The organism is Longibaculum muris, from assembly GCF_004343035.1.
GTDB classification, from domain to species: Bacteria; Bacillota_I; Bacilli_A; order Erysipelotrichales; family Coprobacillaceae; genus Longibaculum; species Longibaculum muris.
In genome coordinates, this window is record NZ_SMCQ01000003.1 from 213,600 (window position 1) to 228,753 (window position 15,154).

The 15,154-nt window shown below is 31.7% G+C and carries 18 protein-coding genes; all 18 read right to left on the reverse strand.

Annotated features, from left to right (window positions below):
- Nucleotides 1-37 precede the first annotated feature (37 nt).
- The 18 genes from EDD60_RS04335 to EDD60_RS04420 all read right to left on the reverse strand — a co-directional run bounded on the left by EDD60_RS04335 (nucleotide 38) and on the right by EDD60_RS04420 (nucleotide 15,019).
- Nucleotides 38-235 (reverse strand): hypothetical protein, encoded by a 198-nt coding sequence (locus EDD60_RS04335; RefSeq protein WP_066447743.1) that lies wholly within the window; start codon nucleotides 233-235, stop codon nucleotides 38-40.
- 3 nt (nucleotides 236-238) lie between these two features.
- Nucleotides 239-1,747 carry a 4Fe-4S dicluster domain-containing protein gene (locus EDD60_RS04340; RefSeq protein WP_132226233.1) on the reverse strand — a complete coding sequence of 503 codons (1,509 nt, stop codon included), beginning with the start codon at nucleotides 1,745-1,747 and terminating at the stop codon, nucleotides 239-241.
- A gap of 81 nt (nucleotides 1,748-1,828) precedes the next feature.
- Entirely contained in the window at nucleotides 1,829-2,434 is a 606-nt protein-coding gene (gene yqeK, locus EDD60_RS04345; RefSeq protein ID WP_066447750.1) for a bis(5'-nucleosyl)-tetraphosphatase (symmetrical) YqeK, read from the reverse strand.
- A 52-nt stretch (nucleotides 2,435-2,486) separates the two neighbouring features.
- Nucleotides 2,487-2,837 carry a VOC family protein gene (locus EDD60_RS04350; protein WP_066447757.1) on the reverse strand — a complete coding sequence of 117 codons (351 nt, stop codon included), beginning with the start codon at nucleotides 2,835-2,837 and terminating at the stop codon, nucleotides 2,487-2,489.
- A 16-nt stretch (nucleotides 2,838-2,853) separates the two neighbouring features.
- Nucleotides 2,854-3,195: a DsrE family protein gene (locus tag EDD60_RS04355; RefSeq protein ID WP_066447761.1), complete on the reverse strand. Its 342-nt coding sequence runs from the start codon at nucleotides 3,193-3,195 to the stop codon at nucleotides 2,854-2,856.
- Nucleotides 3,188-3,568, reverse strand: coding sequence for a DUF4186 domain-containing protein (locus EDD60_RS04360; RefSeq protein WP_243646630.1), 381 nt, complete (start codon nucleotides 3,566-3,568; stop codon nucleotides 3,188-3,190). The genes EDD60_RS04355 and EDD60_RS04360 overlap by 8 nt, the downstream gene beginning before the upstream one ends.
- Nucleotides 3,569-3,643: 75 nt before the next feature.
- Nucleotides 3,644-3,958: a TfoX/Sxy family protein gene (locus EDD60_RS04365; RefSeq protein WP_066447763.1), complete on the reverse strand. Its 315-nt coding sequence runs from the start codon at nucleotides 3,956-3,958 to the stop codon at nucleotides 3,644-3,646.
- 1 nt (nucleotide 3,959) lies between these two features.
- Nucleotides 3,960-4,427, reverse strand: a complete 468-nt coding sequence (locus tag EDD60_RS04370; protein WP_066447766.1) for a VOC family protein — start codon at nucleotides 4,425-4,427, stop codon at nucleotides 3,960-3,962.
- A complete protein-coding gene (locus tag EDD60_RS04375; RefSeq protein ID WP_066447770.1) occupies nucleotides 4,428-4,688 on the reverse strand; it encodes a DUF3795 domain-containing protein in 261 nt (86 codons plus the stop codon).
- Between the two features lie 20 nt (nucleotides 4,689-4,708).
- The gene (locus EDD60_RS04380) at nucleotides 4,709-5,542 is read right to left on the reverse strand and encodes a helix-turn-helix domain-containing protein (protein WP_066447794.1); all 834 of its coding nucleotides are present in this window, start codon (nucleotides 5,540-5,542) and stop codon (nucleotides 4,709-4,711) included.
- A 118-nt stretch (nucleotides 5,543-5,660) separates the two neighbouring features.
- On the reverse strand, nucleotides 5,661-7,139 hold the full coding sequence (locus EDD60_RS04385; protein WP_207905291.1) for a glycoside hydrolase family 32 protein: 1,479 nt from the start codon (nucleotides 7,137-7,139) through the stop codon (nucleotides 5,661-5,663).
- Nucleotides 7,108-9,024 (reverse strand): sucrose-specific PTS transporter subunit IIBC, encoded by a 1,917-nt coding sequence (locus EDD60_RS04390; RefSeq protein WP_066447773.1) that lies wholly within the window; start codon nucleotides 9,022-9,024, stop codon nucleotides 7,108-7,110. The genes EDD60_RS04385 and EDD60_RS04390 overlap by 32 nt, the downstream gene beginning before the upstream one ends.
- A gap of 158 nt (nucleotides 9,025-9,182) precedes the next feature.
- Nucleotides 9,183-9,773: an HdeD family acid-resistance protein gene (locus EDD60_RS04395; RefSeq protein WP_066447775.1), complete on the reverse strand. Its 591-nt coding sequence runs from the start codon at nucleotides 9,771-9,773 to the stop codon at nucleotides 9,183-9,185.
- 7 nt (nucleotides 9,774-9,780) lie between these two features.
- Nucleotides 9,781-10,947, reverse strand: coding sequence for a methionine adenosyltransferase (metK, locus tag EDD60_RS04400; RefSeq protein WP_066447784.1), 1,167 nt, complete (start codon nucleotides 10,945-10,947; stop codon nucleotides 9,781-9,783).
- A 22-nt stretch (nucleotides 10,948-10,969) separates the two neighbouring features.
- Complete coding sequence (locus EDD60_RS04405; protein ID WP_066447786.1) at nucleotides 10,970-11,833, reverse strand: DegV family protein; 864 nt, start codon at nucleotides 11,831-11,833, stop codon at nucleotides 10,970-10,972.
- A 65-nt stretch (nucleotides 11,834-11,898) separates the two neighbouring features.
- The gene (locus EDD60_RS04410; protein ID WP_066447788.1) at nucleotides 11,899-13,254 is read right to left on the reverse strand and encodes a radical SAM protein; all 1,356 of its coding nucleotides are present in this window, start codon (nucleotides 13,252-13,254) and stop codon (nucleotides 11,899-11,901) included.
- A 186-nt stretch (nucleotides 13,255-13,440) separates the two neighbouring features.
- Nucleotides 13,441-14,007 (reverse strand): TetR/AcrR family transcriptional regulator, encoded by a 567-nt coding sequence (locus EDD60_RS04415; RefSeq protein WP_066447791.1) that lies wholly within the window; start codon nucleotides 14,005-14,007, stop codon nucleotides 13,441-13,443.
- A gap of 160 nt (nucleotides 14,008-14,167) precedes the next feature.
- A complete protein-coding gene (locus tag EDD60_RS04420) occupies nucleotides 14,168-15,019 on the reverse strand; it encodes a sulfite exporter TauE/SafE family protein (protein WP_066447792.1) in 852 nt (283 codons plus the stop codon).
- Between the last annotated feature and the right edge of the window lie 135 nt (nucleotides 15,020-15,154).

Sequence of the window (15,154 nt, forward strand, 5' to 3'; positions counted from 1 at the left end):
CCTTGTACAAAAATGAATTTCGTAAAAAGAAAAGAGTTTATCGATGAAACTCTTTTGCAATATCTTGAAATTCTCTTTTTCCTTCAATATAATCCTGAAATACAACTTGTGGTGAAACACCTTTAAAGATTTGACAAACCCCACAATTGTCACAATCTCCATTATGACAATGAAATAACTTTTGAACATAATCTTTTCTTTCTTGTTTGGTTGTTTCAACAATCAATTTTTTCATAATTTAATCTTCAACCAAATCATCTAATTTATGAGCATATTGACTTTCCGATGAGACTTTCTTTTGAGAACTGTTCTTAAATCGATTGACTGCATTTTTAGCTTTGACAATTGACTGTAAAGTTCCCGCTCCAGCAATACATCCACCTGGACAAGCCATACCTTCTAATAAGTATCCATCATAAACACCTTTTTTAGCATCTTGTAACATCTTACGACAGTTACGTAAACTTTCTTCAGCATGAACTTTGACTTCTTTATCAGGATACTTTTCATGAATACAATTGACAACAGCTTGCGCAACACCACCACTCACAGCAAAGCCACGACCATCAGCAGTTGCTTCACTTAATTCATCAATCTCAGTTAAATCTTCAAAATGAATATCCTTAGCTTCAAACATACCCATGATTTCTTCAAAAGTTAATACAAAATCCACATCACTTCTCACTGATTTACGAGAAGCCTCTAGCTTTTTCGCTGCACATGGGCCAACAAAAACAACTTTACAATCAGGATGTTCTTTTTTTATCATACGAGCAGTTAAAACCATTGGGGTTAATGCCATTGAAATATAAGGTTTAAATTCTGGGAATAATTTTTTAGCCATGACTGACCAAGCTGGACAACAAGATGTTCCCATAAATGGTTGCTTTTCTGGAACCTTATCTAAGAAATCTTCAGCTTCTTCAATCGTACATAAATCTGCCCCAACTGCTACTTCAATAGTATCTTCAAAACCTAATGCTTTCATTGCTCCTTTTAGTTTTTCTGGAGTTACTTTTGGTCCTAATTGACCAACAAAAGCTGGCGCAACAGCTGCATAAACTTTATAACCACGTTTCATGGCTGTAATAAGTTGGAAAATCTGTCCTTTATCACTAATTGCCCCAAAAGGACAATTGACTAAACACATACCACAAGATACGCATTTATCATAATCAATATCAGCATGTCCGTTTTCATCTGTTCTAATAGCATCCATACCACAAGCCTTTGCACAAGGTCTTTCTAATTTCATAATAGCATTATATGGACAACTTTTTATACATAATCCACATTTAATGCATTTTTCCTGATCAATAACACTACGACCATTTACAATTTCAATTGCTCCCTTTGGACAAACTTCACGACAAGGATGAGCTAAACATCCTTGACAAGCATCTGTCACTTTCACAATATTATCTGGACAAGCATGACAAGCAAATTTAATAATATTAATAAGTGGAGGTTCATAATACTTTTCAGCAATTGCACTTTCACTAATCCCATTTGATAATAAAGTATGCTGATCTATCTTACGCAAAGGAAGCCCCATTGCTAGTCTTAACCTTTCCCCAACGATTGCACGTTCCAAGAAAATACTTTCACGATAAGTTGCAACTTCACCGGGAATAATCTTAAATGGTAATTCTTCAATAACTGAATAATCTCCATCATAAGCCATTCTAGCAATTTCAGTAAAAATCTTTCTTCTAATATCTGTCACTGATGAATAAATTCCACGCATTTTTTTATTCCTCCTTTTTTCTTATTGTATCACTTTCAAGAAACGAAAAAAATAAAAAGGCACTTTCGCTTATGAAAATACCTATTCACTACAATGATTCATATATTCTTGCAAATCAGCATAAGCTTCCTTTATCCACTGATGAGGATACAATAAACGTCCTTCTTTCCATTGCATCTCAATGAAATCAAAACAAGCCTTTTGTAAAGATATTTCTAAATCCTTTTCCAACATAGCTAAATAAGGTGGTTCTCCTTGTTGATCCCAAGCTATCTTATCAGCCAAAAAAACAATCATATCATAAACACTCGGATGAGCCTTTAAAGTCGTATGACAACCAATTGCACTCAATACATCTTCATCATCAATATTAAAAAATTCTTTAGCAAATATGACTGAAATCCGTTGATGAAGCAAAAAAGGATATTTCTTTTCAGCAGGATCCAATAACAAACCATACTCATTAGCTATCTCAAGCATTTCTAAAGGTGAAACAATTGCACTTATATCATGTAATAAAGCTGCTTCAAAACAAATTCTTTCATCTACATGAAACTGTCTTGCTAAGGCTACACTCTTTTTAGCCACTTGAAAAACATGTTCTTTTGTTTTTTCTTTATGATATCTATCCAACACAATCGAAACATCTTGTTCAAGACATCCACTTAATTCTTCTATCTTTTTCATCTTATCCTCCAATTATAAACCTTATTTTACCCTCTACAAATCATTCATAATCTTAACCTACTGGTGCTGTTATTTCTATACAGTTTCCTTCACTATCTTTTATTTCACATACCCAATTATCGTGAATCTTTGTTAAAGGAAAAACAACTTGATGGTTATCTATAATCTTTTTTAGAAGTTCTAAATTTTCAAACTCAATACTTGGTAAACAATTATTTCCATAAAGATGCTTTTCATTCATCTTACGATAAGCAAACAAACCTAAACGAAAACCATGAATATCAAACACTGAATAAATATCATCTTTCAAAGTCACAGATTGTTCAAATAAATCCTCATAAAAACAAATAGCTCTTTCCATATCTTCCACACATAAATAAAGTGATTTTAAACAACATCTCATACTCTTATTATCCTTTCTATGGCTTAATATAAGCAAATCCTTCACTTTGTTTTGTCACCAATTCAACAACTCCAGCATCAACAACTTGAATATTTTCCATCAATTGTTCTGCTAAAATATGGTGAGCCTCCATAGCATTATGACAAGCTACAAAGATAACTTTCTTTTCTATTAAGGATAGAATCTGTGATTGAAATGTACTCCCTTTAAGATAGTCACAGACAGCTACACTATTCGCTAAAACTTCAATTTGATAATCTATATGATGTGCTTGATAATAAACAATCATATTAGTAACATTCCCTAATGTTAATGACCATTTTTCTCTTTCATCAATATGATAAATCACTTTATACATACTTTCCACTTTCCTTTCTTTGCAATTCTCTTTTTATCCATTCCATAATAACCGCAACTATATAATCAACTTGTTCACTCGTTAAATCTTTTCCTTTTTGAATATAATACCATTTATATAAACATCCTCGACAACATGTTGCCGTAGCATGTTGTGCTATAAAAACTGGATGTCCACGCATCGGTGTTTGTTTTCCATCATTAATTATTTTAGCTGGCGCTAATCGTTTATTGATAAAATCATAGGCATGTTGTTGAATGGTTTCTATCCCCTTTTTATCAATATAATCAAAATCTTTTGGTTGAAGATGAAAACGACTTCTAAATTGTGACTTTGATAATCTTAAAAATATATTTTGTAAATCTTTATCCATAATCATCACTTCCTTATTTCCATTATACTCTCATAATAAAATGAAGAAAGTAAAAAGTGTGCTTTCGCACACGAGTCAGTTTTTCTTTTTAGGCATTGGTAATTCATCGTAAATAGATTCGATAAGCTTTTTAAGTAAATATGGATCTTCTACAATATTGACCAATATCATCTTTTTAGCTTTAGGATAAGGAATTTCATAAATAACTTTGGGTAAAATATCTTCTGCTGAAGGAACATCTTTTATTAAGAAACGATTATCATAAATTCCTCCAATCACTTTTAAGCGATAATAAATTAAATATTCTCCCATCATAGGGCGACATTTTATATCTTCTAAAAGTGATAATTGTTGTAAGATATAATCAACATATTCTTTTGTTGAAGCCATTTTATTTTAACATTCTATTTATCACTTTAGGTGATAACATGGTTATTGCAGAAATTTCTTCAACACTCTTTCCTTGAGCTTGGAAACGACGACAAACTTGTGTTAACGTTTCACTGACTTCAATAATATGATAGTCAGGATCATAGAAACGGATTCCCCTTTGTCCCCAATCATGAGTCTTTAATGGATGAACATATTCAATATCATCTCTAGAATGAAGTAAAGTTAAAAATCCATCTAAATCTTCTGTTTCAAAATAAATTTCTGCATCACGACCACGATAATGAATATCTTGACTATCACAATTAATAAACTCTATCCAACTCTCTCTGGTCTGAAAACTTATACCACCTGTCATCGTAAAATTTGCCCCAAAATCAACTGTTACTCTTAAGCCTAAAATCTCTTTATAAAATTGAATTGTTCTTTCACGATTATCAACCACAAACATACTCCCTGAATATTTCATTTATTCATTCCTCCATATCTCACATTGTTGAATTCTTAATCCATTGTCTCCTTGTTTTTCATCATAAGCAAAAGCTTTTAATGTATCACAAGGAAAGTTGTCACATTCACCACAGTGTTGATAACCTCGACTTTCACAAGAATCTTTAATCGAACAAGCTTCACCCCAAAAAGGCTTCACAATGTTTAAACACCCTTGACATCCCAATGATTCTTTGTATTCACATTCACTACATTTTATACCACATCTTGATTCAATCATATAGCTTTCCTCCTTATCTTCTATTTTAATGAAAATTTATATAATTCATTGTAAAAATCGGACATGTTTTGAAGATAATGAGTTGGTGTTGTTTCACAAATCTGTTTAAAAACATGATTAAAATGTGATTGATCAAAATAATCATATTCATATGTTAAATCTAATAAATTCTTTTGATTGATTTCTTGAATCAGATGATTTACATTAACTATTCTTGAATATTTCTTTATTCCCATACCAATATATTGATGAAAATAACGATTTAATTGACGTTCACTTTTATGTAATTGATTGGTTAATTCTAAAATAGAAAGTTGTCCATGATGAGTTTCAATCAATTTTAAAGATTCTAAAATAATTTCAGGAATGTTATTTTTGGCAACTTCACGACATAACAACATATCAATAAAGTCAACCATTTCATCAAATGTATTCATATGTTCAATGGCTTTTGTTATGGTTTGATAAAGCTTTGAGTTCATTATTGAAAGTTCAATCTTTTTATCCAAAAGTGAATCAATAGATTGACCTAAAACCTGATATAATCCTCCTGGTAAAAATTCAACAAAGAAACGACATGGAAACGTATTTAAATCATTTTTAACTGTTACGATTTTAGTCGTAGGACCCCAAACCATAATACTTAAAGGATCATAGAATTTAAAAACAAAACAACCACTTACATCGGGAATAAGATGAAGCACTTGATTTTCACCAATCAAATGATTTGGATTTTGAAAAGTAATTGTATAATGAGCAACAATATCTTTCAAAGCTTCACTTGGTGCAATATAAAGATGATTATTTGTTTTTTGAATATATTTTCCAGTATATGTTTCAACTTGAAATTCCAAAGTCATCATTCCTTCCATGTTTTCATTATATCGAAAGCTTTTATAATTGTCATGATATATCAAAAGGAAAATGACAATAAATATCATAATTACGATATCTATTGTCATTGATAATAGCTTATTTAACAATGATAGAAGAAAGTTTATAGAAATCTATAGTTGCTTCCATATGACTTTTTATAAATTGAATATTATCTTCATTTTCTAGTGAATAGACACGACTTGTTAAAACATAACTTCCATCATTAATATATATTTCTAATGCTGAAGTATCAGAATAAATCCAAATATTGTTTATTGTTTCTAATTCAATATGACGTTCATCTCGACCATATCCACATTCTTCAAATGCTAAAGTTAATAATTTTGATGATTGGTCATATTTTAAATATGCCCCTTTTCTTAATTGTAAGATAAAATCATCTGATTTTTGAATTGCTATACGCATTTCAAAGACATAACCATTCAAGTGACAATCATTGAAGTTTGAAACAGTTGTTTGAGTATGTGATTGACGTAAGGCTTTCATTTCCTCAACTGGACTTTGATGAATTATTCCATTTTGTTGAGTCAATACACGTGGCATTGTCAATGCATGTTGCCATCCTCTTTCACAAGTTGGATTTGTATAATCAATATCTGGTAGTCCCATCCAACCAATTAAAATACGACGTCCTTGTTCATCTTCAAATGTTTGCGGAGCATAGAAATCAAATCCATAATCTAATTCTCTGAAATCTTTTAATGTATATGTTTGATTTTTAAAATCTATTTCAATAGGAAAATATCCTGATTGATAAACATTTTCATAACGATAACCAACATGTGGTAAACCTTGAGGACAAGTGAGTAAGAATTGTTGGTGATCTAAATCAAATAAATCTGGACATTCCCACATATAACCAAATGATTCATTTGTTGTGATACACATTTTATATTGCCAATCTTTTAAATCAGTTCCTTCATAAATTAAAACACAACCTTGATCATCCATTGATCTTGCGCCTAAAACCATATAATAACGATTATCTTTTTCATAAATCTTAGGATCACGAATATGACAGCTCATTTCTTGAGGATAATCATTTTGATTTAATAACCATTCTTTATCAGAAAAATGATAACCATCCTGACTTTCTACATGAACTAAGTTCTGTTCACGTCCAGCATAAATATAATCATATTCTTTATCAATTAATTTCACATTACCTGTATAGAAATAATGAATTGTATCATCTTTGATAAAAGCTGAGCCTGAATAAACTCCTCTTTCATCAACTCGAGAATCAGGGAACAAGACTGGTTCTCCTTGTTTAAAATGAAGCAAATCTGAACTTGTCATATGTCCCCATAACTTTGTTTGGCCTTCAACATCGAAAGGTGAATATTGGTAATAGATGTGGTAGGTTCCTTTGAATTGACATAAGCCATTTGGATCATTCACCCAACCTGTTTCTGGCATCAGATGGTAATGTAAACGCCATGGATCTTGTTTCACTTTTTCTCTTTGAGAAGCATATTCTTGATATTTTTTTTGATATTCTTCTTGATTCATTGATAATTCTTTATTCAGTAATTTTAATTGCTTCACATCCATATTGATTATCACCTTTCACAAGCATTTCTAATTTCTTATCTGCTGGTAAATTTGTTACAAGAACTGGTGTTTCAATTGAATAACCAGATTTTTGAATTTCATCAATATCAAACTCTAACATTAATGTTCCTTTTTTAACCATATCCCCTTGTTCAACATGTGTAACAAATGGTTTTCCTTCTAATTGAACTGTATCAATTCCACAATGGATAAGCATTGCGATTCCTTGTGTAGTTGTTAATCCAATCGCATGTTTTGTTGGAAATACAAATTCAATACGACAATCATCAGGAGCATATACTTTTCCATCACTAGGAATAACAAGAATTCCGTCACCCATTGTTTTTGCAGCAAAGACACCATCACTACTTTCACTAATTTCTTTAACTTCACCACTTAATGGTAAAGCAACAGTTGCATCATTTTCAATATTTTCAGCAATTTCAATAACTTCTTGATTGTCTTGAGTTGTTTCAACAGCTTCTTTAGCTAATTGACGTTTTCCTAAAATAATTGTAAAGGCAAAAGCTACAACCATTGAGATTACTAATCCAATCGCAAAATCTAAATAATGACTTGGTAATACTGAGATAAATCCAGGAATCCCTGCTGCTCCTAAAGATTGAGCTAATGTTTTTGTAAATGCAATCCAAGCTGACCCACATGCACTACCAATACATGCTGCAATAAATGGATAACGTAATTTTAAGTTCACACCAAACATTGCTGGTTCAGTAATTCCAAGTAATGCTGAAATTCCTGAAGCACTACATAATGATTTGATCTTTTCATTTTGAGTTAATAATAATACAGCTAAGACCGCAGCCCCTTGTGCCACGTTACTCATTGAAGCAGTGACAAAGATAAAACTTCCACCTGTTGTTGCAGCATCAGCAATTAATTGTGTTTCAATCGCAATAAAGCTATGATGCATACCAGTAATAACAATTGGTGCATAGAATCCACCAAAGATTGCTCCACCAACAAATCCTAAAGTGTTATAAATCCATGAAATTCCCATTGACATCCAATCACCTAAAGTACGCATTGCTGGACCAACGAATAAGAATGTTAAAAATGCTGTAACCATAATAGAAAGTAATGGTGTTGTTAAGTTATCTAACCAACTTGGTGTCACTTTATGCAATTTCTTTTCGATTGTTGCAAGAATAAATGAAACTAGTAAGATTGGTAAAACTGTTCCTTGATATCCAACTGCTGGAATAGCTAAACCAAATAAATTCCAAGCAGGAATCTCAGCCCCAGTCCCTAAAGAATAAGCATTTAATAAATCAGGGTGAACCATAATCATCCCCATTGCTGCCCCTAAGAAAGGATTTCCACCAAATTTCTTCGTTGCACTAAAACCAATTAAGACTGGTAAAAAAGTAAATGGTGCATTAGAAAATGTATTTAACATTGAGGCAATACCACTTAATTGTGGATACATTGTCATAATAGATTGACCATCACCAAAGAATGGTGCACTTAAGACATTATATAATCCCATCAATAACCCACCAGCAACGATAGCTGGAATAATTGGAACAAAAATATCACTTAATAATTTAACGGCTCTTTGAACATAATGACCTTCTTGTTTTTGTGGTTGCTTGTCACTAGATTCATTCACTTGATTCCCCAAAATCTTTAAGATTTCATCACAAACCATATTGACTGTTCCTGCTCCAATAATAATTTGATATTGACCATTTGTTGAAAAAGTTCCTTTTGCAACTTCAATTGCATCAATTGCTTTTTCATCAACCTTCGCTTCATCATTTAAGACAAAACGTAAACGTGTTGCACAGTGCGCAACTGACTGAATGTTTTCTTTACCACCGACTGCTTTAACAATTTGTTTCGCATCTTGACTATAATCCATATGTTTTCTCCTCCATTTTCATTATGGTACCGGTTCCTTGATTGTAGTATAGCGCTTTACAATATAATTGTCAATAGATTTTATTAAAAATATGATATCGGTTCCACATTTTTTTTATAAATCATTAAAAAAAGAAAAAACAACCTCTCGGTTGCCTTCTATTTATCAATAGTTTTCCACTTTGCTTCAATGATATGATCTGCATCATAATCTTTTACAAAGCGTGAAATACAAAAGATAAAATATAAACTTTGAATACTATGAATCATTAAAGAAATCCCTAATAAGATAATTAAAGCTATTGATCCTTCCATTGGATTCATCAATAATAAAATTGCAACAATAATCCCAATTAATCCTAAAACCAATGATAACCACCAATCTCGCATTTGATAATCCTTCATTTCTACTGCTAATTGTATATCAAAAACACTTTCAATTAACATTGATAAAGCAATAGCAATAGGTAGAAAAATCAATACACCATGAGGATGAATCAATAATAAGAGACCAATTAATAAATTACATAGACCTAAGCCTAAATCAAATCGAAAAAACAACCCCATAACACCCAATTTAAAATAACGAATAATTTCATAAATACCACTCACTAACATCAAAAAAGCTAAAATATAACAAATCAAAAGTGCTGAAACATCTGGTTTGATGATCATAATTATTCCTAATATTAATGTACAAAGACTCACAATGATTGAGCATATTCGCATATGTTTATAAAATTCTTTCATCTTTCCCTCACCTTTTATTTAATAGTTTTTGTAATGGTTTCACTAAATCCGTTTGTTCCCAAGGCATTGTCGATGCATTGTTGCCAAAGTGACCATAACAAGCGACTCTAGAGTAAATTGGTTTATTTAATTGAAAACGTTTAATAATAGCTGCTGGTCGTAAATCTACAAGATTTAAAATTGATTGATAAATTTCAGATTGAGGAACCTTTTCACTTTGATATGTATCAATATAAAGTGAGACAGGTTGAGCTAATCCAATCGCATAACTTAATTGAACTTCACATTCATCAGCCAATCCACTTGCCACAATATTTTTAGCAATATATCTAGCCATATAAGCCCCACTTCGATCAACCTTCGTTGCATCTTTACCAGAAAAAGCTCCACCACCATGACGTGCATATCCACCATAACTATCAACAATTAACTTTCTTCCCGTTAATCCTGAATCCCCAGCTGGTCCACCAACGACGAATCGTCCTGTAGGATTGATAAAAATCTGGGTTTGATGATCAAGCATATCTTGTGGTAATGTAGGTAAAATCACATGACTGGTAATATCTTCACGTAAAGTCGCAATATCTACATCTTCTCGATGCTGACTAGAAACAACGACTGTGGAAATACGTACTGGCTGATTATTTTCATATTCAACTGTGACCTGAGTTTTTCCATCTGGCAAAAGATAAGCAAGTTCACCCGTCTTTCTAACGAGTTCCAGACGTTTAGCAAGCGCATGAGCAAGTTCAATTGGTAAAGGCATATAATGTTGTGTCTGACAGCAAGCATAGCCAAACATCATTCCTTGATCACCTGCCCCATTATCCAATTCTTCTGATGAATAACAACGATTGACTCCTAAAGCAATATCTGGAGATTGTTCATCTAAATCAACAATAATCTGGCAATTCGTTCCATCAAAACCTCTATTCATTGCAGTATAACCAATTTCATTAATGACTTCTTTTGTAACCTCAACATAATCTACTTTTGCAGTTGTTGTGACTTCTCCAAAAATATGAACTTGATTAGTTGTACATGTTACTTCACAGGCTACTCTTGCATTTGGATCTTGAAGTAAAATTTCATCCAGTATTTTATCAGCAATTTGATCACACACTTTATCTGGATGACCACAAGTCACTGATTCAGATGTAAAATACTTTTTCATATTTGACCTCCTTTAAGGTTTATTATTTTTCTATTGCTTGACTGATTCCCATACCAAATGCACATGGACCAACATGAGCACTCACACTCATTGTGAGTGGATTATATTCTACATCATATTGATCAAATGATTTTCTCACTAAATCAACCCATTTGTCTGTATCTTCTTGATTTTCATAACTACCTGTCACACTTATTCTTAAACGTGCACCATCTTTTGATAGTTCTTGAACAGCCAAGTGCATAGCCTCAATAAGTTTTCTTTGACAATTCAATGTCCCTCTTACTTTTGCATAAGCATCTAATCGTTCACCTTTAATGATTAATAATGGTTTGATACTTAAAATCGTTCCAATCGCTGCCCCAGCAGGTGTCACTCTCCCACTCGCTTTTAAATATTCTAATGTACTCACACCAACATAAACAATTGAATTATATGCAGTTTCCTCCAACCTCTTTTTAATTTGATGAGCATTATATCCTAATTTTCTTAATCCAATAGCATCTTCAACAGAATGCTTTAAAGTTATTGAAATACGATGATTATTAACAACTTCAACACGACCATGATAATCCTGAGCTAAAGCAAGGGCTGTTTCACATGAGCCACTTAAACCACTGGACATAGGAATATATACAATTTCATCATAACCAAGTTCAAAAATATGATTCCATAGATTTTCAACTTCAAAAGGTGACGGCTGAGATGTTGAAACCTTGCGATGATTTGCTAAAACCTGAAAAAACTGAATATGATCAAGATTCACACCTTCATAATAAGTCTTTCCTTCAATAATAATTGGCATTGCCACAACAAAAACATTTTTTTCACTTGCTTCTTTTTCAAAGATTCCACTATTACTATCAGTTACAATCGCGGTTTGCATGATTTCACTTCCTCTTTATTAAAAAATCACCACAACCTTTATTCAGTGGTGGTGATTTGAGATGATTAATCATCACTGTCTTTATCATTTTGACTCTTTTGCCATAATTCATCAGCTACAGGTTTCCAGTTTTGAGCATATTGATCACATTTTGAACATAAATGCTCACTTGATTCTGGAGATTGTAAATCTGTTGAATGGGCTCCTGATTCTTTGACTATCGCACGTAAAAATTCAGGATTTTCTAACATTGGACATGGCCTTAACATATTTTCATTAAAAGGCTGCGCATTATGATAAGCCATCATAATTGGTGATTGTAAGATTTCTAACAAAGTCTTTTCTCTAATGTTTGAATCTGAATAGTGAATAAAGACACATGGATCAACATCACCATTTGCATTAATATGTAAATAACGTCGACCACCAGCAACACAGCCACCAACATATTCACCATCATTTTGAAAATCAATCGCAAATAATGGTTTTTCCACACGATATTTTCTGATTCTATGATATATTTCTTCACGCTGTTTAGGGGTTGGCATTAATGCTGGAACAGCATCATTTCCAACTGGCATATAATGAAAATACCAAATAAAATAAACTCCCATTTCAATTAATTTATCATAAAATTCTTCAGAAGTAATTGAATCAAAATTCGCACTTGTATAACAAGCAGAAATCCCATAAATCAATTTTTTACGATGCAGCAATTCAATCGCATGAATAACTTTTTGATAAACCCCTTCACCACGACGACCATCAGTTGCATCTTCAAAACCTTCTAGTGAAATAGCTGGAACAAAGTTTCCAACTTCTAACATCTGATCAGCAAAAGCTTCATCAATCAATGTTGCATTCGTAAAACATAAAAAGACACAATCAGAATGCTTCTTACATAGACGAATTAAATCATCTTTACGTACAAGTGGTTCTCCACCAGTATATATATACATATAAATTCCTAATTCTTTTCCTTGTGAAATAATATTATCAATTTCATCATAAGTTAAATTAAGTTTATTTCCATATTCAGCAGCCCAACATCCTGTACAATGTAAATTACAAGCTGATGTTGGATCTAATAAAATAGTCCAAGGTATATTGCATTGATATTTTTCACGATTGGCTTCTTGTTTTGGCCAACCTGCTAAAGCCGCATTAATAAAGAAGTTAACGGCTGTTGTTTGCATAACATGTGGATCAATATCATTAATAATACGATGAATAAAAGGATAGTAAGGATGATTTGGATCTGTCATTGCCTCTCTTACAAGTTTACGTTGTGGTATAAATTCATCTCCTGCAAATTTATCCGCCCAATCCATAAGTTTTAACATGTTTGTATCTGGATCTTTATAAAGGTAATGAAATGCCTGTTCAAGTCCAAATTTTTTTAGTGTTTTTGAAATATCCATAATAAACCCTCCTTGTTTGTTTATGAATTTTATGTAGGTTCATCTATCTAAAAAATATTTGATATCTACGTTTTTTTCATAATTCAAGTATAGAAGATAAACAAAACACTTACCACTGTGAAAAAAAACGATTTCTACTATTTTAGTAGAAATCATTTAAATTCATCAAAATTTAGACAAAACCCTTTATTTATCTATTTTCTTTTTTTCTTTATTAATAATATGTTCAATTGTTCCTTCAAAAATATCATTTAATTCTTCAATTGATTCATCAACATCATCCTTCATGCCATTCCAAATAAACTTAATCAAGAAACCTAATAACATATAACAACATGCACTCGCAATCATATGTTGATTATCTTCACTTAATACTTTATCCACATCTTTTTTTTGAACCAAATGAAAAGCAATAACATCTAAAGTATCAAAAACATACTTTTCTATACGATCTCTAGAAATCGAATTAAATATATGATTAACAATATCAGGATTATCTTGAACATCATGAAAAATCATCTTTAAAGCATCTTTCCAATAAAGATTCAAATCTTTTTCTTCAAAATATTTAATTTCTCTAATATGTAGCCATGTATCTAACAAATCATAAATGTCATGATAATGATAATAAAACGTATTAGAACTAATATCACATCTAGCAACAATAGCTGATACAGTTATTTTATCAAATGGCATTTCTTTAAGCATATCTTGAAATGTTTGGATAATTGCTCGTTGTGTATAATTTGCCATAATCTGTCCTCTTTCATATTCCCTATCCAAAAACAATCCCCATATTTCTCAAAATCAATCATTCCTATTTGTCGTCTCCATTATATAAAATTCAAGACAAAAAAGCAATAAAACTACCCTCTAATCAAAAAAGGGCAACTGCCCTATTCATTACTTTTCTTTAAACCTGCTTTAACATTGAACAAGCTGTATAAATAACCACTACAACAACTCCCCATCGAAGAACTTGTAAAGGTAATGACTTCACAATAAAAGCTGCTAACAGTACCCCAACTGACCCAGCAATTGTAGATGACAAAGCTGCTTTACGATTATACATCCCACTTTGAATAAATTTCACACCACAGACAGGCATCAAAAAAGCACATGAACCCATCATTATAGGAAAAGCAATCGTTGGTGACATTCCCAATAAAGAAACCAATGCCATACATGGTGAATAAAGTCCTACCCCAACTGTCATTAAGGCTCCTAAGATAAAATTAATCACAATAGCTACAAAAAGCTTTATACCTGTTAGTCCCATGGCATTGCCACCAATATCCATCACTCCAATGGCACTTAAAAACATAAACAAAGCAGTTATCAATAAAGCAATTCCCATACTTAAACGAATCTTACGTTCATCCATTTTTGCTACAATAGAAGCACCTAAATAAGAACCAATTACAGATGACAATAGCATTGTAACAAGTGTTAATGTATCGACTTTCACTAATTGTATAAAAATTAAAGCTTGAATAATTGTTGGAATGGCATTACCAACATTAAGCGTTCCTGGTATTAAATAATCATCAACTTGATGAAAACGATGATAAAGTGTTGTATGTGGAGCAAATGCTCCAATCCCTAAAACATCAAAAAACAAACAAATAAAACCAAAAGCTCCTGTTTTAACACAAGAGGTATGTTTTTCTAAACAATCACGATGTTGATAAATATCATAAAGATAATAAATGAGATAAAATCCCATAACGACAACTAATAAAAATAAAATCACTGTTGCTACCATACACAAACTCCTTTGTCCCCATAGATATTATCTTATCATAAGATGAATATTTTCCAAAACAATCAATAATTATTTATCTATGTGATAATGTTTATTCGTTTTTATAAGTAATATTTGATTAATTTCTTGCTTTCG